This window comes from Thioclava sp. PTB-PU3-1, from assembly GCF_055666785.1.
The window spans coordinates 271425-290196 of sequence record NZ_JBVNVL010000001.1 but is presented as its reverse complement, the minus strand read 5'-3'; the positions used below and the strand labels follow the sequence as shown (position 1 = coordinate 290196).

Below are 18772 nucleotides of genomic sequence, written 5' to 3'. Positions count from 1 at the left end.
GATCAGCTCTCCGCTTGCGCGTCAGCGCGGGACTTGCCTTCGAGGCCAAGCGCCAGCGTCGCCGCCATGAACCCGTCGAGATCGCCGTCGAGCACGCCCTGCGTATCCGAGGTCTCGTGTTGCGTGCGCAGGTCCTTCACCATCTGGTAAGGCTGAAGCACGTAAGACCGGATCTGGTTGCCCCAGCCGGCCGAGCCTTTGTTCTCGTGGGCCTCGTTGATCGCCGCGGTGCGCTTTTCCAGCTCCATCTGATAGAGGCGCGATTTCAGCGCCTTCATCGCGATATCGCGGTTCTGGTGCTGCGACTTCTCCGACGAGGTGACCACGATGCCGGTCGGATGGTGGGTGATCCGCACCGCCGAGTCGGTCGTGTTGACGTGCTGACCGCCCGCGCCCGAGGAGCGGAACGTGTCGATGCGGATATCGGCGGGGTTCACCTCGATCTCGATATTGTCGTCGACCACCGGATAGACCCAGACCGACGCAAACGAGGTCTCGCGCGTGCCCTTGCCGAAGGGCGAAATTCGCACGAGGCGGTGCACGCCCGATTCCGATTTCAGCCAGCCATAGGCATTGGGGCCGGAAATCTTGTAGGCGCAGGATTTGATCCCGGCCTCTGCACCCGGTTCTTCGGATTGCAACTCGACCTCGTAGCCGCGTTTCTCGGCCCAGCGGACATACATCCGCTGCAGCATCGAAGCCCAGTCGCAGGCCTCCGTGCCACCTGCGCCCGCATTGATCTCGAGGAAGGTGTCATTCGCATCCGCCTCACCATCGAGCAGCGCTTCGAGCTCTTTCGATGCGGCGGTTTCTTTTAGCGCGGCCAGCGAGGCCTCGGCCTCGGAGACGACTTCCTCGTCGTCTTCCATCTCGCCCATCTCGATCAGTTCGACATTGTCCTCCAGATCCTGCTTGATCCGGTTATAGGTCTCGAACTTGTCCATCAGTTGCTGCCGGTCGCGCATCAGTTTCTGCGCGCGCGCCTGATCGTCCCACAGGGTGGGGTCTTCGATCATCGCGTTGAATTCCTCGATCCGGTGCGGCGCGGTCTCGAGGTCCATCCGCTGGCCCAGCAAGGTCAGGGACTTGCGGATCTGTTCGACGGTGTTCTGCGTCTCGGCGCGCATCTGTCATCCTCTTGAAAGCTTGGCCCGCGTGATACGAGATCGGGGCGGCGCCCGCAAGGCGGCGCGGGGCAAATTGCGTGGGCCGCGCGGCGTTGAAAAGCGGCGCGGTCCTTGTGTCTGTGGCCTCCGTGGGCCGGAGCGGGATGTGGCTCAGCTGGCGTCCAGCGCGGCGATGATCGCGCCGAAATCGCTGGCCTTGAGCGAGGCCCCGCCCACCAGCGCGCCATCGACGTTGGAGGTCGCGAAAATCTCTTCCGCGTTGGAGGGTTTGACCGAGCCGCCATAGAGCAGGCGCATCCCGTTGCCCTCATCGGCGAAGCGCGCGACCAGCGTGTTGCGCATGAAGTCATGCACCTCGGCGATCTGCTCCAGCGTCGGCGTGCGGCCCGTGCCGATCGCCCAGACGGGTTCATAGGCGATCACGCAATTGGCGGCGGTCGCACCGTCGGGCACCGAGCCCGCAAGCTGCTCGCCGATCACGTCGAGCGTCTGTTCGCCGTCGCGCTGCGCCTCTGTCTCGCCCACGCAGATCACCGCGATCAGACCTGCGCCAATCGCCGCCTCGGCCTTGGCGCGCACGATCAGATCGCTTTCATGGTGGTCCGCACGACGCTCCGAATGGCCGACGATGACGTAAGAGCCGCCCGCATCTGCAATCATCTGCGCCGAGATGTCGCCCGTATGCGCGCCGCTCTCGTTCATGTGGCAATCCTGCCCGCCGACCGCGAGCTTGCCGCCTGCCGCCTCGGCCATCGCGCCGATCAGCGTCGCGGGCGGGCACAGGAGCACGTCACAGGCGGGCGACGGGTGCGCTTGGGTCAGCGCCGAGACCTCGCCCAGATTGCTCTTGAGCCCGTTCATCTTCCAATTGCCGGCGGCCAGTTTCTTGCGCATGTGCGATTATTCTCCCTGATGTCGTTGGGCCTGACATTAGGGCAGGGGGCGCAGGCTCGCAAAGGGCAAATTGGCGCGGGGAGGCGACTTAGCCGTTGCTTTGGGGGGCTTCCATATCGGCGAACTTGATCGACTCGCCGCAGCCGCATTCGTCGACCACGTTCGGATTGCGGAACTTGAAGCCCGATTCCAGAAGGCCGGTCTCGTAGTCGATCTCGGTGCCCAGCATGAACATCTGCGCCATCGGCGCGATCAGCACACGGGCGGGGCCCTTCTCGACGACGATATCCATCGGCCCGGCCTCGGCCGCGACCTCCATCGTGTATTCCATGCCCGCGCAGCCCCCTTTCTTCACGCCGATGCGGAAGCCGGCCGCATCCTCGCGCGACATCAGCTTGGCAATCTGCGCGACGGCGGCGTCGGTCAGGGTGACGGGATCTTGTCCGGGGACGTTGAACATGGGGGCTCTCCTTCACCGAGTAATTTAGTCGGGGACGGGCAGGATTCCAAGGGGCGGAAGCTGTCCCAAAAGCGCGAGCGTGGCGTAAGAGGCGGCGAGCGCCCAGCCGAAAGAGGCCAGCGTACCGATGATCACATATTCGGATTTCGGATTCGCCCCGTCCTTGGACACCGCCTCGAAGCGCAGGATCGACTTCGCCGCGATCAGGAAGCCGATGCCGGAGGGTTGACCGGCGAGTACCAGCAGAAAAATCAGCCCGCGTTCGAGCAGCCCGATCATCCGCCCGCCTTGGGGCAGGCCTTCGGGCGGGGCGTCGTTTTCATATTGCGCCATCAGCATCCCCACCGCGAAACCGCCCGCGCGGGTGGTGATCAGTAGCCCGGTGGCGAGCGTCAGGGCACCGGGGAGCCAAGTGAGGTTCCCCCAGAGCGAGTTGGCCCAGAACGTCGGGAAGGCGGCGGCGATCAGCGCGGTCGCAGCCAGATGAGCGGCTTGATCGCCGAGGAAGGCGGCGAGGGCCTGCTCGCGCGGGGCGAAGCTTTTAACGATGTCGATCACAAGATGGCTGAGCGCGACTAGCGCCAGCATCCCGATCAGCGCCCAGGAGAGCTGCAGCCCGACCAGCAGCGTCAGCCCCGCGAGGATCGCGATGTGCTTGGCCAGCGCAGCCCAGTTCCGTCCGGCCTTTTTTGCCGCCATGTCACTGCTTTGAAACACGAAATCGGTGAAGGCATGGGCGAAGAGAAGCGCCGCGAAAGTCTCGATCATGGGGTCTCCTCGATCATCGCTAGAGCCTCCACGATGGCCGGGTAAGCCGCGCTTGCCAAGGCCTGTGCCAGCGATTGCCGGGTGATGCCGATCTCGGAGGCGGCGGCGGTCTGGGTCGGAGGTTTGATGCGCAGCATCGGCGCAATCGCGCGCGCCTGCGCCGGCGTCCATTCCTCCGAGATGTGATCGAACAGCCGCAGTGCCGCGCCAAGCGCCCCCCCCGCCGCATGGGCGATGCGCGGACCTTCGAGGCTATCGAGCAGCTGCCCCGAGGCAGTGAAGACCGGCCCCGACGCCCCGTTCAGGTCGCCATCGGGCGGCAGTGTGCCGTCGCCCTCGGCAATCGCGATCCGGGTCGCGAATGCCTCGCCCAGAGCGCGCAACTCGGCCCGGATCTGCAGCGCGAGCCTAGAATGGAGGCGGGAGCTGGGGATTGCGAATTGCCAGCCATCCCCGCGATTTCGGGCGAAAGCAGTGTCGCCCAGTGCGGGCTGGAGTACTGCCGCCGCCCCCTCGATCGCATCGAGCGCCGCGCTCAGCTCCGACGCCGAGAGCCGGGTCGAGGCGACGATATCGCCAGTGAGGACACAAAAATAAGCCATGCGCAGGTTATAAGGCTTGCGCATGGCCATATGCAAGTAAAAATGCCTGCAATTTATATTTAGCAGGCAAATTGGCCTGCGTTACCCATCGAGGAACGGATAATCCGTATAGCCCTCAGCACCGCCGCCGTAGAACGTGTCCGGGTTCGGCTCATTGAGCGGCGCGTCCTTCTCGAAGCGGGTCGGAAGGTCCGGGTTCGCGATGAACAGCTTGCCGAAGGCCACCGCCGCCGCGCCCTCTTTCAGCGCTGCTTCGGCCATCGCCTTGTCGTAACCGTTATTCGCGATGTAGGGCGCTTTCGACTTCGCGCGCAGCGTCTCGATCCCGTCCTCGGGCCATTCGCGCGGACCGCCGGTCTGACCTTCCACGAAGTGGACATAGGCCATCGGCTTGGTGTTGAGGAACTCGACCACCGCGCCGAACAGCTCCGTCGTGTTGCTGTCGATGCCCACGTTATTCGCGTTCGACCAGGGCGAGAGGCGGATCCCCACGCGCTCGGCGCCGAGGATTTCGGTCACCGCGTCCACGACTTCGCGCAGGAAGCGGGTGCGGTTCTCAATCGAGCCGCCATAGGCGTCCTCGCGCTTGTTCGAAGTGTCGCGCAGGAACTGGTCGATCAGGTAGCCATTCGCGGCATGGATCTCGACGCCATCGAAGCCCGCAGCTTTCGCGTTGCGCGCCGCGTTGCGGTAATCCTCGACCGTGGCGGCGATCTCTTCGACCGTCAGCGCATGGGGCGTGGTGGTCGCGACGAAGCCTTCACCGTCGAAGGTTTTCGCTTCCGCCGAAATCGCCGAGGGGCCGACCGGGTCGCGCCCATCCAGAAGCTGCGGCACCGAAATCCGGCCGACATGCCAGATCTGCGCGACGATCTTGCCGCCCGCGCCATGAACGGCCTCGGTGACCTTCTTCCAGCCCGCGACCTGCGCGTCGTTATAGATACCGGGCGTCCAGGCATAACCCTGACCCATCGGCGAGATCTGCGTGCCTTCGGTGATAATCAGGCCTGCGCCCGCGCGCTGGCGGTAATATTCCACCGTCATGTCGGTCGGATGCAGGTCGGGCGCGCGGTTGCGGGTCAGCGGTGCCATCACGAAACGGTTGGCGATCTCGATCGCGCCGAGCTTCGTGGGGGAGAATAGCGTATCAGCCATGTCGGTCATCTAGTCGGGCCTCTCATCGGGTTTGACATTCGGCGCCATGAGATGGGTCTTGCAGCGCGATGGGCAAGGTGAGCTACGCGCAACGCCCCTGTGCGCAAATGCGAGGAAGCAAAAAGGGAGCCGCGTGGCTCCCTTCCTCTTGGTCGAAATATCCCGGGGAGCACCCGCAGGGTGCGGGGGCAGAGCCCCCTCCGGACCTCACATGAAGCCCAGTTCCAGCCGTGCCTCGTCCGACATCATGTCCATGCCCCATTGCGGATCGAAGGTCATCTCGACATCGACATCGCGCAGACCACCCACGCAGGCCACGGCATCGTGAACCCAGCCCGGCATCTCGCCCGCCACGGGGCAGCCCGGCGCGGTGAGCGTCATGATCACCTTCGCGTCATTCTCGGGGCTGATCTCGATCGTGTAGACGAGGCCGAGATCGTAGATGTTCACCGGAATTTCCGGGTCATAGACGGTGCGGCACGCTTCCACGATATTTTCGTAGAGCGGGTGATCGGTCGTCGAGGGCTTGATCAGCGGCGTGCCTTCAAGCGGCTCTTCGGGCGTGGCGGTCATGGAAGCCTCTTTCATCGGCGGGGGCGCGCGCGGGCGCCTATCGAATTACTCGACTGTTTATCTAGGTGATAGGACCCGAGCCGTAAAGGGAGGCGTGGGCTGTCTGCTGATATGTGATGGCGACGGGCGGCCCTTCGATGCGGTGCGCCGAGATGTAAGATGCCGCGCGGGGCGACCAGCCCCGGGGCCGCGCCCGACCCTCCCCCCGGGAGGGCGCATTGGCGACGTCATCGCGGGTACGACTGCCTTGCGGGCTTTCGCGATAAAGGGCCCAGCCATCGAGGATGCAAAGCGCCCACCCAAGGGTCGGGCGCGGCCCTCCGCCTCATGAACACACTCCCCTCCCAACGCTCCTGCCTTGACGCCCCTCGCGCTTCGCGCCAAACCGATCCCATGTTGCCCGAAGAGAAACTCGACCAGATCCTCGCGCGCTTCGAGTACCTCGAGGCGCTGCTCAATGCTGGTGCGGAGCCCGCCAAGATCGCCGAAATCAGCCGCGAATATTCCGAATTGAAGCCGGTCGTGACCCAGATCGAAGCCTGGCGTCAGGCGCGCGCCGATCTGGACGAGGCAGAAGGCTGGCTCACCGACCCGGAAATGCGCGATCTGGCCGAGGAGGAATTGCCGCGCCTCAAATCCCGCATTCCCGAGATGGAGCAGGCTTTGCGCGTGGCGCTTCTGCCCAAGGACGCCGCTGACGCGCGGCCTGCGATCTTGGAGATCCGCCCCGGTACGGGGGGCGAGGAAGCGGCGCTTTTCGCGGGCAACCTGCTGCGGATGTATCAGAAATACGCCGAGAAACATGGCTGGCGGTTCGAGATGATGGAGCTGACCGAGACCGAGCTGGGCGGCGTCAAGGAAGCCGTAGCCCGGATCGAGGGCGAGGGCGTCTTTGCACGCCTGAAATACGAATCCGGCGTTCACCGCGTGCAGCGCGTGCCGGAAACTGAGGCCGGCGGGCGCATCCACACCTCTGCCGCTACCGTGGCCGTTCTGCCCGAGGTCGAGGCGGTCGATATCGACATTCCCGCCAATGACATCCGGATCGACACGATGCGGGCCTCCGGGGCGGGCGGCCAGCACGTCAACACGACGGACTCGGCGGTGCGCATCACCCATATCCCGACCGGGATCGTCGTCACATCGTCGGAGAAATCCCAGCACCAGAACCGCGCCAATGCGATGGCCGTTCTGCGGGCGCGGCTGTTCGAGGCCGAACGCGACCGCGCAGCCTCCGAGCGTGCCGAGACGCGGAAGTCGCAGGTGGGCTCCGGCGACCGTTCGGAGCGCATCCGAACCTATAATTTCCCGCAAGGGCGGCTGACCGATCACCGCATCAATCTTACGCTCTATTCCCTTGATAAGGTTATGGAAGGCGAGATCGACCAGGTGGTCGACGCGCTGATCGCCGACGATCAGGCGGCCAAGCTCGCGGAGATGGAGGCGTGAGGGCGCAGGACGCGCTGGTCGCAGCCACCCGGAGATTACGCGAGGCCGGGATCGAGGGCGCGCAGACCGATGCGCGCAGGCTTTTGGCCCATGCGTTGCAGGTGGCGCCCGACCGGCTGACGCTCGCGCTGCAAGACCCGCTGCCAGAGGACGCAGCCGCCCGGTTCGAGGTGGCGCTGACTGCCCGCGAAGCCCGTCAGCCCGTCGCTCAGATCACCGGCAAACGCCTGTTCTGGGGGCACGAATTCCGCGTCACCCGCGACACGCTCGACCCGCGCCCGGAGACGGAACTGCTGGTCGAGGTGGCGCTGGAACGCCCCTTCGTCCACGCGCTCGACCTTGGCACCGGCACCGGCTGCATCCTGATCTCGCTGCTGAAATCCATGCCCTTCGCGGCGGGAACGGGGACCGATCTGTCGGACGCCGCGCTGGAGGTCGCGAAATCCAATGCCGAGGCGCTCGGTGTGGCCAAACGCGCCAAGTTCCTGATTTCAGACTGGTTTGCCAATGTGCCGGGGCGCTACGACCTCATCGTCTCGAACCCGCCCTATATCGCCCAAGACGAAATGGCGGGGCTCTCGCAGGATGTGCGCGACTGGGAGCCGCTCTCGGCGCTGACCCCCGGCGGCGATGGGCTCGACGCCTATCGTGCGATTGCACGCGGGGCAGGGGCGCGGTTGCTGGCAGGTGGGCGTCTTGCGGTGGAGATCGGCCCGACGCAGGCGCAGGCGGTCAGTGACCTCTTCGCGGCCCAAGGTTTCGAGCGGATCGAGACGCGCCAGGATCTCGATGGGCGCGACCGCGTCGTTTTGGCGCATAAATCCGGGGATACGGCGGATTGCGGCGCTTCCTGAGCGCGAAATCGCGCAAAAACTTGGGGAAAACCCCGCGAATCGGCGGAAATCGCGGATTTGACCGATTTTCTGACTTGAAAGGTGGCCCCCCGCATGTTTAGTCAAGCCTGTGCAGGGCGGATATTGATCCACCGCACGGCTCAGCTTCACAGCGCGGGTGTTAGGAACGAAACCGGGCAAGTATGCCCAGCGTGACAGTTCAGCCCGCAGGCCACGCATTAGCGGCCATTTCCGAAAAGCCCGTGACAACGGGCCAAGAAAACGAAAGCCATGAGATCTTCGAAATCCCGTTCGCGCAATAAGTCGAACCGTCAACGGTCGATGGGCAATATCGTTAACCGCGTCTTCGACAGCTCCGGCCCCGAAGGCAAGGTGCGCGGTACGCCGCAGCAGATCATCGACAAATATCTTCAGCTTGCGCGCGATGCGCAGCTCGGCAACGATCGCGTGGCCGAACAGAACTTCCTGCAGCACGCAGAGCATTACACGCGAATGCTGGGCGAGGCGCAGAAAGAACAGGCCCGCGAGCAAGAGGCCCGCAACCAGCAGCGCCAGCAAAACAACCAGAACAATGGCAACCAGAACAATGGTGGCCAGAATAACGGTGGTCACAACAGCGGCGGCCAGAACAACGGTGGCAACGGTCAGAATAACGGCCAGAACCACGCTCAGCAGGACGAGGGCCAGAACGAGGCCCAGTCGAAGGGTGAAGCTCAGGACAACAATACGTCCGAGCGTCGCGAAGAGCGCAGCGAGGCGAAATCCTCCGGTCGCAACAAGCGCGCCGAAAGCCCCGAGATGATGCCGCCGATGCCGCAGCTGGAGCTCGAAGAGGATTCCACCCTCGTCGAGACGCCGGAAAGCCGCAGCAGTGAAGAGGCGCCGAAAGCCGCGGAACAGCCTGAGAAGGCGGAGAGAGCGGAAAAGGCCGAAAAGCCCAAGCGTCCGCGCGCCCCGCGCAAGCCGCGCGCCCCGAAAGCCGACAAGGCTGAAAAGGCAGAGGCGAGCGCCGAGCTGCCCAAAGCCTCGGGCGAGTAACGCCTCGGACAAGAGTTAGCAAAAGGCCCGCCAGATCGGCGGGCCTTTTTGCATGATGGGGCAGGGGCGGCGCTCAGGCGGTCAGGTCTTTGTCCAGAAACACCCGGTCATAGCCGCCATCCATCCGGCGGTCGCGCTCGACAAAACCGAGCCGCGCATAGACCGCGCGGCTCTCCTCCATCGCGGCATTGGCGTAAAGCCACAGCTTTTCCGCGCCGATCTCGCGGGCGCGCGCCTCGGCGAACGCCATCAACTGCCGCCCGATCCCCTGGCCCTGCGCGGCCGGTTCGACGGCGACGGGCTCGATCTGCAACCGGGGCGGCGGGCCGTCATCCGCAAAGAGCCCGATATAGCCCGCGACCCCGTTTCTCCCCTCGCAGACCCAGAGATGCGGCAGCTCGGCGGCATGATCGGCGAGCATCGGCGCGGGTGGGCGACCGATCCGGGGAATGTAGGGGGAGAAGGCCGCCTCGGCGATCTCGGCGATGCGCGGCAGGTCGTCCTCGCGAGCCGGGCGGATCATTCCTGACCCGCGACGATGCGCGCAAGCCGACAGAATTGCTCCAGCGTCACGCGTTCGGCGCGTTCGGTGGGCGCGATCCCGGCCTGCTCCAGCTTCGCCTCTATATCGGGGGCCACGCCCTTCAGCGAGGCGCGCAGCATCTTGCGGCGCTGGTTGAAACCCGCAGCGACGACCCGGCTGAGCGTCGCCGCGTCGGCCGGATAGCGCGGCTCAGGCAGGGCGCGCAGATGCACCACCGCGGAATGCACCTTCGGCGCGGGGGTGAAGGCCTCGGGCGGCAGGCTCATCACGATTTTCGCCTCGGCACGCCATTGCGCGAGGATCGCGAGCCGCCCGTAGCGCTTGCTCCCAGGCTTCGCCACGATTCGCTCGGCCACCTCGCGCTGGAACATCAGCGTCAGGCTTTCCCAGAAGGGCGGCCACTCTTTCGGCGTCAGCCAGCGCACCAGCAATTCGGTGCCCACGTTGTAAGGCAGGTTCGCGGCGATCTTGATCGGCGGCGTCAGATGCGCGAGCGGGTCGATCTGCAGCGCATCGCCATTGATGACTTCGAGCCGTCCCGGATAGGCCTCGGCAATCTCGGCCAAGGCAGGCAGACAGCGCGTGTCCTTCTCGATCGCGAGCACCTTGCGCGCCCCTTCGGCCAGAAGCCCGCGGGTCAGACCGCCGGGGCCGGGGCCGACCTCCAGCACATCCGCGCCCGTCAGATCGCCCGCAGAGCGCGCGATCTTCGCGGTCAGGTTCAGGTCCAGCAGGAAGTTCTGCCCAAGACTCTTCTTTGCGACGAGGTCATGCGTCTGCAGAACCTCGCGCAGCGGCGGCAGCCCATCGATCGTCGCCATCACGCAGCCTCAGTCATGACGCGCGGCTCCCATCCGGGCCGCCATCTCCAGCGCCGCGATCAGCGAGGCGGGGTTGGCGCGGCCCTGGCCCGCGATGTCATAGGCGGTGCCGTGATCGGGCGAGGTCCGCACGAAGGGCAGGCCGAGCGTGATGTTCACCCCGCCGTCGAAATCGAGCGTCTTGATCGGGATAAGCGCCTGATCGTGATAGGCGCAGATCGCTGCGTCGTAAGTCTGACGGGCGCGGGCGTGGAACATCGTATCGGCTGGCATCGGGCCCGCTACCGCGTAGCCCTCTTCGCGCAGACCGTCGAGCGTGTCGGCGATCCAGTCGCCTTCCTCGGAGCCCATCGCGCCGCCTTCGCCCGCATGGGGGTTCAGCCCCGCCACGGCGATCCGCGGGGCAGAGAAGCCGAAATCGCGCCGCAGCCCTTCATAGGTGATCCGCACCGTCTCGCGCAGAAGCTGCGGGGTCAGGAGTTTCGGCACCTCTGACAGCGCGACATGGATCGTGGCGGGCACCACGCGCAGCGGCGGGTCGACACGCGACGAGGCGAGCATCATCACCACCCGCTCGACGCCCGCGAGATGGGCCAGATATTCTGTATGGCCGGGGAAGGTGAACTTTGCCCCGTCCTTCAGCGCCTTCTTGTTGATCGGCGCGGTGGTCAGCCCGGTGCCTTCGCCGCGCATCACCAGATCGACGCCGCGCGCGATCACGTCGATCACGGCTTTCGCATTGGCCGGGTCGGGCTCGCCCGGCAGGGCAGCGGCGGGGAATTGATGGGGCAGCACCGGCAGCCCGGCGCTGGCATGGCGCAGCGCATCGGAGGGCCGGTCGATCTCGCGGATCTTTGTGCCGCGCGGCAGATGCGCAGGATCGCCGATCCAGACGAAGGGCAGCTTCGCGCCGCAATGTTCCCAGGCGCGGGCGGCAATCTCGGGGCCAACCCCCGAGGGATCGCCGCAGCTGAGGATCACGGGGCGGTCGGGCGCACGGGCCGCGGTGCGATCGGTCGGCTGGGCGCTCATTTGCGCACGATCACCGCGTCGGCTTCCAGATCGGCCATGTAGCCGTTGGCAAAGGCTTCGAGCGCCTTGCTCTCCAGCGCCGCGCGGACCTGATCGCGGTCGGGGGCCGACTGGTCGCCCTCGGGGGCTACCTTGCGATCGCAGAGCATCACCAGAAGATCGTTCGCGCCCTGCGGGATCACTTCGCTTTCGCCCACGTCGAGATGCGACAGCGCGAGACCGACATTGGTCGGCACCTGCGCCTGCGCCACGTCCTCATGCATGGTGAGCGCGCTCGCCGGGAAGCCCTTGCCGATGGTGTAGAGCTGGTTGCATTGGCGCGCCGCGGCCACCTGGCTCTGGATCTTGGCCGATTGCTGCGAGCCGGTCTGGCCGATCGCGAAGGTCATGTAGCTCAGCGACTGCGGGCCCGACGGCGCGTCGCCGTCACCGATCGCGCGCAGCATGAAAACCGCGACCGCGCCCTTGAGTTCGATCGGCTGGGTCGCCGTGCCGGGCTTGAGCTTGAGCACCACGCCGCGCAGTTGCGGCGGCAGCTTGTCGATCGGCATCCAGTCCAGACGCCCGCCGCGATCCCGCGAGGGAGCGGCCGAATATTGACGTGCGAGTGCTGCGAATGCGCCTTCGCCCTGCGCGGCCGACAGTTGCCGCGCCTGACCCATCGCCGCGCGCTCGCGGCCCGGCGGGGCGGGCACGATCGCCTCGGAGATCAGCACTTTCACGCCCTTGCCGGTCTGGCTTTCGGGCTTCATCGCGCGGTCGATGTCCGCTTTCGTGATGTTCACCTGCGGCCCGAAGCGCGCCCGGACCACCTGACGCCAGACGAGACCGGCCTCGGTGAAGTTGCGGAAGGTGTTCGGATCGACGCCTTCCTTCTGAAGCGCCTGCACGAATTGCTCGCCGGTCATGTTCGCGCGGCCCGCGAATTCGTCCATGCCCTGCTGGATCGCGGCTTCGTCGAGCTTGATGCCGATGCGATTGCCGGCCCAGACGCGCAGGCGATCTTCGATCAGCGCCTTCTCGGCATCCTCACGGGAGTTCGAGCCGGCATTGAGCAGCTGCATGAAGCGCTGGCGCTGGCTGATCTCGTAATCGGTCACGCCCATCCCGTTGACGGTAACGACGGGCGCGAAGCTGCCGCCCGATTGCGCCTGCGCCGTCCCTGCGGCGAAAGGCAGGGCGAGCATCAGCGCCAGAAGGGTGAGCAGTCGGGTCATCATCGTCATGAGCGTGCCTGTCCGTTTCGTCTCGTTCAGTCTTGGCCCTTTGGGCCTCGTTGATCCTCTGGGCCCGCTGGGCCGCTTTGCGATCCTCAGCCTCACCCTCCGCAGGTTCGCCGCGCGGGCGCACCGCCACTCGCGCCGAAGCCGACGAGTTGGACGGAAAGGCCGAAATCGGTCTCCGGGGCTACACTAGTGGATGACGTGAAGCGGCGCGAGAGGGAAAGATCAACCGCGATGCATTCGGTCTGGTAGCGCAGGCCGAGCTTGGCGCGTGCGGCACGCTCGGCGGTGAAATCGTAACGTGTGCTGAGCGTGCCCGACCAGCCGTTGCCCCAACGCCATCCCGTGTCGAGCATAAGTTCCGACATGTTGTCGTCGCGCCCTTCGGCGGGGTTCTTCTCGAGCCAGAGATAGCCTGCCGAGACGTTGAAGTCGTCGCCGGCCCGCGACAGCCGCAACTCGTCGCGCGACACGGAGAAGTTATCGTCAAACAGCGCGCGGTTCGACAGCGTCAGCCCGTTCGCGGTGGCCAGATGGGTTGCGAGGAGCCAGTCGGATTTCGTCCCCGATAGCCCCGTGCCCTGCGAGAACTGGCTCAGATCGCGCTGGCGGAAGACGCGGCCCGCCGCGACGCCCAGCGACCAGCCGGAGCTGTCATAGCGCGTCCAGCCGAGCCCGACATTGGCGCGCAGGCCGGTCTCGCGCGCATCCTCGCCCGGATAGCGGGTCAGCGAGAACAGGTTGCCGCCGTCGAATTCGGGCAGCTGGCTGTCCTCGTTCGGGGCGTCGGCCAGATGATCGGGCGCCCAGACGATCTGCGCCACCGGCTCGATCACATAGGCGGCGCGGCCGCTCGTCTTCACCCAGGGCCAGCGGATTTCCGCGGCGACGGTGGGTTGGCCGCGCAGGATCGTGTCGCTGAAGGCGGGATCCTGGTTGGTCTCGATGATGTCGCCCGCGAATTGCGCCTCGAGCGAGCCCAGCATACCCGGCCCGAACAGCCAGTTGCGGCGCCAGTCGGCGGTGAGCGAGCCACGCACCATGTCGCGCCCGTCGGGGCGGCCGTCGCCGTTGAGATCGAGCGTCGAACTCGAAGCGCGCCGCGTCGCCAAGGTAGAAAACCGCAGGCTGCCCTGTCCGCCGATCCCAGCGGGGCGGAAGGTGCGGATCCATTCGCCGGTGCCGCTCAGCATCGGTTCGGTGGAGTTGTTCTCATCCGCGCGCAGCGAGTGAATATTGCCGACGCGGGTCCAGATCATCTCGTCGCGGCGCACCCGTTCGAGCTCGACACCCGACCACAGCCGGTCGTCGTCGCCGAGCCCGTAATTGAGCAGGTAGCTGTCGTCGCTGACCAGCCGAAGCTGTGCGGTCAGGCGGAATTCGCGGGGCAGCTGCGCCTCGAGATCGCCGAAGAGATAGCCGCGCGTGCCGCTGCGAATGTCGTCATTGCTCAGCGCGCCCGACCATTCCATCTTGCCCCAGTTGAAGGCCTGCCGGTAGCGCAGGTTCAGCGTCTCGGTGCGCGAGGTCGCGAAATAGGGCGTCACCGTCAGGTCGCGGCTGGGCCCGAGCGCGATGAAATAAGGCACCAGAAGCCCCGGCCCGAGACCGCTCGTGGTGCGGAATTGCGGGGCGAGGAAGCCCGTCATCCGTCGCACGCCCGGCGCAGGCAGGCGCAGCCGCGGCAGATAGGCGATCGGCACGCCCGCCGCGCGGAACTGCGCATCCTCGAAGACGATCTGCCGCGTGGTCGCGTTATGCACGACGCGGCTCGCGCGGATTTCCCAAAGCGGCGTCGGATTGGTCCGGCAGACCTCGCAGGACGAGGCCACGACCTTGTTCATGATCGTGATCGCGCCGTCGCGCCGCTCGATCCGGGCGGCGGCGAGCTGCAATTCGCGCGCCATCACCATGCGGGCGCTGAGCAGGATGCCGTTCTGCAAATCAGAGGACAGCTCCGCCTGCGAGGCGAGGATCACCGCCTGCGACTGACCGGGCTGCACCAGCCGGATCGGACCTTCAAGGTAGAGCTTGTCCGCCTTTTGGTCATAGATCACGCGCTTGGCGGAAAGCCGGTTCGACTTGTAGAAGACCTCGACATTGCCCTCGGCGACCAGCTCGTTCTGATTGCGGATCGAGACCCGGTCGGCCAGCAGCGTCGCCAGTTCGTCCGAAGAGGGGATCGCCGCGTCCTGTGTCGTGGTGGAGGCTGTCGCGGTGGCGTCTTGTGCGCGCACCGTCTGCGGTCCCGCCACGCCAAGCGCGACGATCAGCGCCAAGGCGCTCGCCCGTCCTGCCAAGGCGCCGAATTGCCGCCGCATCACCCATCCTCCCGGTGCAGTAGCCGCGCCAGCGGCAGCATTAACCCGATCACCGGCGGCGCCCAGGCCGCGAGCAGAACGGGAATCTGTCCGTTATCGCCCAGAACTTGCGCGATATTGCGCAGGAAGAACAAGCCCAGACCCGCCGCCAAGGCCAAAAGAACCTTCGCGCCGATGCCGCCGAAGCGCACATGGTCCATCGTGAAGCTCGCCGCGATCAGCACCATCGCCGCCAGCAGCACCGGCAGCGCGAGCTCCATCTGGAACCACACGATATGGCGCCGCGCCGAGAAGCCCGCATCCTCGAGCGACGCGATGAAGCTCGGCAATTGCCAGATCGGCACGGCGGAGGGCTTGCCGAAACTGTCGCGGATGCTGGCGACCGTCAGGTCCGAGGGCAGCGAGAGGCTGTCCTGAGTGGTGGCGTCGCGCTCGGGGTTGGTGGATTCGCCCAGCGGCCAGTCCTTCACGTCCTGCAACTGCCATGCGCCCGGCACCAGCGTCGCGGTCTTCGCGTCGATCCGGCGCACCGGGCCGCGATTAGGGTCGAAGATCAGGAAGGTCACGCCGTGCAGGGTCGTGGCATCGCCATTGGCGCGCTCGGAATGGATCACCGCCTGCGCCAGCGACTTGCCGTCCGAGGCAAGGCCCGCGCTTTGCCGCATCCACACGCCCTCGCGCCCGATCGAGACGGTCGAGCCGCCATCGGAGGTGTAGTGATCGACGAGTGTCTCGTAACGCTTCGAGGTGGCGGAAACGAGCGGGTTGCCCACCAAAAGCGCCAGCAGGCCCAGCACCAGCGCCGCCGCGATCGGGGCTGCCAGCATCCGCAGCGCGGACCGGCCCGCCGCCCGGATCACCACCAGTTCCGAGCTGCGCGCCAGCGCGACGAACAGCGCGACCGCCGACAGCATCACGATCAACGGCAGGATGGTGTAAATCGTCTCGGGGATGTTGAGCGCAGAGAGCACCGAGAGCTGCAGCAGGCTCAGCCCCTGATCGGAGAAGCGGCGGATTTCCTCGACCACGTCGATCAGGAACAGGATGCCCCAGAAGCTCGCCGCGACGATCAGGAAGCTGCGGAGAAACCGTTTCGCAAGATAGAGGGCAAGCGTCACGCGGCAGCCTCCCGTTTGGGCCGGATACGGCGCGGACGCCCCGACCACCACAGCATGAACAGCACCATCACGATCCCGCCCAGCGTCGGCGCAATCAGGCTCGGCCAAAGCGAGGGATCGCGCCCGGAACTGGTCTCGGCGGCGTTTTGTAGCACCTGCACCACGATCAGCCCGCCGATGGCGAGCGACATCTGCCGCCACATGCCAAAGCGTGAAAACGTGCCCATCATCAGCGCCGAGAAGCCGATCAGCGCCGCGATCGGCGCCAGCAGGGGCTGGGTGATCCGCCGGGCAAGCTCCAGCCGCAGCGCGTCGCGGGCGGCCTTGGCGTTCTCTGCGCCCGGTGTCGCGTCCAGACCGGCCCCGGCCATCATCGCAGCGAGGCGCGGCGTCGTCATCTCGTCGATCTTCGGCGCCCGCGCCTTACCGGCCTTCAGGAAAGAGCCGATATCATAGGTGAAATTGCTGAACCGCGTGACCGACAGGCGATCCGAGGTTTTGCGCAGGGTCTGGGCCATGCCCGAGAACATGATCAGTTTCGGCCCCGTCTCGGTCTTCACAATCACACCCTTGTCGGCGGTATAGATCGTGCTCGTCTGCGCCGAGCGGCTGTCGGAAACGAAGATATCCTGCAACTCCCCCAGATCGGAAATGCGCCGGATATAGATCGAGATGCCCGGCGCGGGATGCTGGAACGTGCCTTCGGTCAGGAATTTCGCGGTCAGGTTCTGCGCGACCTCCTGCTGGCGCTCGGCCAGCCGGGCTTTCGCGGCGGGGACGAGGAAATTCACCAGCAAAGCCATCATCACCGAAGCGATCAGCCCGAAGACCAGCACCGGACGCGCGAGCCGCCAGTTCGAGGTGCCGGTGGCGCGCATCACCACCAATTCGCTGTCCTGATCGAGCCGGTTGAACGCGTAGATCGTGGCGGCGAAGGCGGCGACCGGCAGCACGATGCGGATGACGTAAGGCAAGGTCAGCGCGGTGAATTCCAGCACCACCGTTGCGGTCTGGCCATCCGAAATCAGGCTGTCGAACATGATCACAGCCCGGTTGACCCAATAGACGGAGACCAGCACGAGCGCGAAAAACCCGAACAGCGCCATCAATTTGGACAAAACATATCTGTCCAGTTGCGTCACGACCCTCTCAATACCCCCGAATATTTCCCTTTCTCTAGCCTGTCGGGCGAAGTGAGGGAAGGGCGCAGCGGGGGTGCTTTTCATTTTCCGGAGGCAGGGCTAGGCTCGCGCGCAATTTGATGCCAATCGCGACCGAGCGCCGCCGACGCGCGCGCCGGTCTCATCTTCGGAGAACCCCACATGACCCAACCTGTTGCTATCGCCTTCAAGGAAACCGATCCGGAGGTCTTCGCCACCCAAAGCGGGCGGATCGCGCTGGTCGTGGGCGGTGACGGCAAGCTGGGTCAGGCCGGGCGCAAGCTGGATCGGGCGATGAAGGGTGCGATCAAGCGCGCGGTGGACTCGGAGGCCTTCGCGGGGCTCGGTGCGGGCGAGGCGATGGAGCTGAGCTGGCCCGCCGCGATCGCCGCCGAAGCGGTGCAGCTGGTGCGGCTCGACCGCAAGGCCAGCGCCGACGAGGCCCGCAAGGCGGGGGCTGCGATCGGCGCCAAACTGGGTGAGGCGGGCGCGCTCGTGGTGGCGCAGAACCATCCGCGCGCGGCCGATCTGTCGCTGGGCCTCGCGCTGCGCGCCTATCGCTTCGACTATCACACCGGCGAGGACAAGAAGGCCTACGGGCCGGTGACGATCATGGTCGACAAGCCCGAAGAGGTCGCCGCCGCCGCTGCCCCGCATGCAGCACTGGCCGAGGGTGTGTTCTTCACCCGCGATCTGGTCAACGAGCCCGCCAATATCCTCACCACCGACGATTTTGCAGCCCGCCTCGCCGCTATGCAGGAGCTGGGCCTCGATGTCGAAATCCTCGAAGAAGAAGACATGAAGAAGCTCGGCATGGGCGCGCTTCTGGGCGTCGGCATGGGCTCGGAAATGCCCTCCAAGCTGGTCGTTATGCAATGGAAGGGTGGCGAGGAGGGCGAGGCGCCCTTCGCGCTCGTCGGCAAGGGTGTCGTCTTCGATGCGGGCGGCATCTCGCTCAAGCCCGGCGCGGGCATGGAAGAGATGACGATGGATATGGGCGGCGCAGGCGTCGTCTCGGGCGTGATGCGCACGCTGGCGCTGCGAAAGGCCAAGGCGAATGTCGTGGGCCTCGTGGGGCTGGTCGAGAACATGCCCGACGGGCGCGCGCAACGTCCCGGCGATATCGTGACCTCGATGAAGGGCGACACGATCGAAGTGATCAATACCGATGCCGAAGGCCGCCTCGTTCTGGCCGATGTGCTCTGGTATGCGCAGGATCGGTTCCAGCCCAAGGCGATGGTCAATCTCGCCACGCTGACCGGGGCCGTGATCGTCGCCCTCGGCCACGATAACGCGGGACTTTTCGCCAATGATGACAAGTTCGTAGCCGACATTCTTAAAGCGGCGAAGACCGAGGGGGAGGGCGCGTGGCACATGCCGCTGCAGCCCGCCTATGACAAGGCGCTGAAATCGCGGCTGGCCGATATGCGCAATGTCGGCAACCGCTGGGGCGGCGCGATCACCGCGGCCGCTTTCCTCAAGCGCTTCGTGAAGGACGAGGTGCCGTGGTGCCATATCGACATCGCGGGCGTGGCTCTGCCGCCGAACGAGACCACGTTGGCCCCGAAAGGGCCGACCGGCTGGGGCGTTCGTATGCTCGACCGTCTGATCCGCGACAAGTTCGAAGCCTGAG

General features: G+C 65.8%; 18 protein-coding genes. 4 read left to right on the top strand and 14 right to left on the bottom strand.

The features are described from left to right. Positions 1-2 precede the first annotated feature (2 nt). The 7 genes from prfB to ACZ7GB_RS01350 form a co-directional block, all read right to left on the bottom strand. Positions 3-1127 carry a peptide chain release factor 2 gene (prfB, locus tag ACZ7GB_RS01380; RefSeq protein ID WP_078539462.1) on the bottom strand — a complete coding sequence of 375 codons (1125 nt, stop codon included), beginning with the start codon at positions 1125-1127 and terminating at the stop codon, positions 3-5. A 150-nt stretch (positions 1128-1277) separates the two neighbouring features. Next, complete coding sequence (gene tpiA, locus ACZ7GB_RS01375) at positions 1278-2021, bottom strand: triose-phosphate isomerase (protein WP_078603758.1); 744 nt, start codon at positions 2019-2021, stop codon at positions 1278-1280. 88 nt (positions 2022-2109) lie between these two features. Continuing rightward, positions 2110-2481 (bottom strand): HesB/IscA family protein, encoded by a 372-nt coding sequence (locus ACZ7GB_RS01370; protein WP_078519348.1) that lies wholly within the window; start codon positions 2479-2481, stop codon positions 2110-2112. A gap of 24 nt (positions 2482-2505) precedes the next feature. After that, positions 2506-3249, bottom strand: a complete 744-nt coding sequence (locus ACZ7GB_RS01365) for a DUF3307 domain-containing protein (protein WP_472157381.1) — start codon at positions 3247-3249, stop codon at positions 2506-2508. Then, on the bottom strand, positions 3246-3851 hold the full coding sequence (locus ACZ7GB_RS01360; RefSeq protein ID WP_472157379.1) for a MarR family transcriptional regulator: 606 nt from the start codon (positions 3849-3851) through the stop codon (positions 3246-3248). Before ACZ7GB_RS01360 ends, ACZ7GB_RS01365 begins: the two co-directional genes overlap by 4 nt. 81 nt (positions 3852-3932) lie before the next feature. Beyond that, positions 3933-5006 carry an alkene reductase gene (locus ACZ7GB_RS01355; RefSeq protein ID WP_472157899.1) on the bottom strand — a complete coding sequence of 358 codons (1074 nt, stop codon included), beginning with the start codon at positions 5004-5006 and terminating at the stop codon, positions 3933-3935. A gap of 207 nt (positions 5007-5213) precedes the next feature. Further along, positions 5214-5579: a DUF59 domain-containing protein gene (locus tag ACZ7GB_RS01350; protein WP_472157378.1), complete on the bottom strand. Its 366-nt coding sequence runs from the start codon at positions 5577-5579 to the stop codon at positions 5214-5216. 393 nt (positions 5580-5972) lie between these two features. Between ACZ7GB_RS01350 and prfA the strand changes: the two genes are divergently transcribed. The 3 genes from prfA (at position 5973) to ACZ7GB_RS01335 (ending at position 8920) form a co-directional block, all read left to right on the top strand. Then, positions 5973-7028, top strand: coding sequence for a peptide chain release factor 1 (gene prfA, locus ACZ7GB_RS01345; RefSeq protein ID WP_472157376.1), 1056 nt, complete (start codon positions 5973-5975; stop codon positions 7026-7028). Next, the gene (gene prmC, locus ACZ7GB_RS01340) at positions 7025-7882 is read left to right on the top strand and encodes a peptide chain release factor N(5)-glutamine methyltransferase (RefSeq protein ID WP_078599246.1); all 858 of its coding nucleotides are present in this window, start codon (positions 7025-7027) and stop codon (positions 7880-7882) included. The genes prfA and prmC overlap by 4 nt, the downstream gene beginning before the upstream one ends. Before the next feature lie 270 nt (positions 7883-8152). Beyond that, complete coding sequence (locus ACZ7GB_RS01335) at positions 8153-8920, top strand: DUF4167 domain-containing protein (RefSeq protein WP_472157375.1); 768 nt, start codon at positions 8153-8155, stop codon at positions 8918-8920. Between the two features lie 73 nt (positions 8921-8993). Here ACZ7GB_RS01335 and ACZ7GB_RS01330 read toward each other — a convergent pair whose 3' ends face one another. The 7 genes from ACZ7GB_RS01330 to lptF all read right to left on the bottom strand — a co-directional run bounded on the left by ACZ7GB_RS01330 (position 8994) and on the right by lptF (position 17121). Continuing rightward, the gene (locus ACZ7GB_RS01330; RefSeq protein WP_472157374.1) at positions 8994-9443 is read right to left on the bottom strand and encodes a GNAT family N-acetyltransferase; all 450 of its coding nucleotides are present in this window, start codon (positions 9441-9443) and stop codon (positions 8994-8996) included. Beyond that, positions 9440-10285, bottom strand: coding sequence for a 16S rRNA (adenine(1518)-N(6)/adenine(1519)-N(6))-dimethyltransferase RsmA (gene rsmA, locus ACZ7GB_RS01325; RefSeq protein WP_472157373.1), 846 nt, complete (start codon positions 10283-10285; stop codon positions 9440-9442). Before rsmA ends, ACZ7GB_RS01330 begins: the two co-directional genes overlap by 4 nt. 9 nt (positions 10286-10294) lie before the next feature. After that, positions 10295-11317: a 4-hydroxythreonine-4-phosphate dehydrogenase PdxA gene (gene pdxA, locus ACZ7GB_RS01320; RefSeq protein WP_078539451.1), complete on the bottom strand. Its 1023-nt coding sequence runs from the start codon at positions 11315-11317 to the stop codon at positions 10295-10297. Further along, positions 11314-12543, bottom strand: coding sequence for a peptidylprolyl isomerase (locus tag ACZ7GB_RS01315; RefSeq protein WP_472157371.1), 1230 nt, complete (start codon positions 12541-12543; stop codon positions 11314-11316). Before ACZ7GB_RS01315 ends, pdxA begins: the two co-directional genes overlap by 4 nt. Positions 12544-12635: 92 nt before the next feature. Further along, the gene (locus tag ACZ7GB_RS01310; RefSeq protein WP_078519337.1) at positions 12636-14861 is read right to left on the bottom strand and encodes an LPS-assembly protein LptD; all 2226 of its coding nucleotides are present in this window, start codon (positions 14859-14861) and stop codon (positions 12636-12638) included. Then, on the bottom strand, positions 14861-15979 hold the full coding sequence (gene lptG / locus ACZ7GB_RS01305; protein ID WP_472157370.1) for an LPS export ABC transporter permease LptG: 1119 nt from the start codon (positions 15977-15979) through the stop codon (positions 14861-14863). Before lptG ends, ACZ7GB_RS01310 begins: the two co-directional genes overlap by 1 nt. Beyond that, complete coding sequence (lptF, locus tag ACZ7GB_RS01300) at positions 15976-17121, bottom strand: LPS export ABC transporter permease LptF (protein WP_472157369.1); 1146 nt, start codon at positions 17119-17121, stop codon at positions 15976-15978. The genes lptG and lptF overlap by 4 nt, the downstream gene beginning before the upstream one ends. A gap of 180 nt (positions 17122-17301) precedes the next feature. Here lptF and ACZ7GB_RS01295 point away from each other — a divergent pair, with 180 nt between their 5' ends. Beyond that, positions 17302-18771: a leucyl aminopeptidase gene (locus ACZ7GB_RS01295; RefSeq protein WP_472157367.1), complete on the top strand. Its 1470-nt coding sequence runs from the start codon at positions 17302-17304 to the stop codon at positions 18769-18771. Position 18772 lies beyond the last annotated feature (1 nt).

Coding starts and splice junctions, on each gene's coding strand:
- ACZ7GB_RS01355 (WP_472157899.1), bottom strand. CDS start 5,006: ATGGCTGATACGCTATTCTCCCCCACGAAGCTCGGCGCGATCGAGATC.
- prfB (WP_078539462.1), bottom strand. CDS start 1,127: ATGCGCGCCGAGACGCAGAACACCGTCGAACAGATCCGCAAGTCCCTG.
- rsmA (WP_472157373.1), bottom strand. CDS start 10,285: ATGGCGACGATCGATGGGCTGCCGCCGCTGCGCGAGGTTCTGCAGACG.
- ACZ7GB_RS01350 (WP_472157378.1), bottom strand. CDS start 5,579: ATGACCGCCACGCCCGAAGAGCCGCTTGAAGGCACGCCGCTGATCAAG.
- ACZ7GB_RS01365 (WP_472157381.1), bottom strand. CDS start 3,249: ATGATCGAGACTTTCGCGGCGCTTCTCTTCGCCCATGCCTTCACCGAT.
- ACZ7GB_RS01360 (WP_472157379.1), bottom strand. CDS start 3,851: ATGGCTTATTTTTGTGTCCTCACTGGCGATATCGTCGCCTCGACCCGG.
- pdxA (WP_078539451.1), bottom strand. CDS start 11,317: ATGAGCGCCCAGCCGACCGATCGCACCGCGGCCCGTGCGCCCGACCGC.
- ACZ7GB_RS01315 (WP_472157371.1), bottom strand. CDS start 12,543: ATGACGATGATGACCCGACTGCTCACCCTTCTGGCGCTGATGCTCGCC.
- ACZ7GB_RS01310 (WP_078519337.1), bottom strand. CDS start 14,861: ATGCGGCGGCAATTCGGCGCCTTGGCAGGACGGGCGAGCGCCTTGGCG.
- ACZ7GB_RS01370 (WP_078519348.1), bottom strand. CDS start 2,481: ATGTTCAACGTCCCCGGACAAGATCCCGTCACCCTGACCGACGCCGCC.
- ACZ7GB_RS01295 (WP_472157367.1), top strand. CDS start 17,302: ATGACCCAACCTGTTGCTATCGCCTTCAAGGAAACCGATCCGGAGGTC.
- ACZ7GB_RS01335 (WP_472157375.1), top strand. CDS start 8,153: ATGAGATCTTCGAAATCCCGTTCGCGCAATAAGTCGAACCGTCAACGG.
- tpiA (WP_078603758.1), bottom strand. CDS start 2,021: ATGCGCAAGAAACTGGCCGCCGGCAATTGGAAGATGAACGGGCTCAAG.
- ACZ7GB_RS01330 (WP_472157374.1), bottom strand. CDS start 9,443: ATGATCCGCCCGGCTCGCGAGGACGACCTGCCGCGCATCGCCGAGATC.
- prfA (WP_472157376.1), top strand. CDS start 5,973: ATGTTGCCCGAAGAGAAACTCGACCAGATCCTCGCGCGCTTCGAGTAC.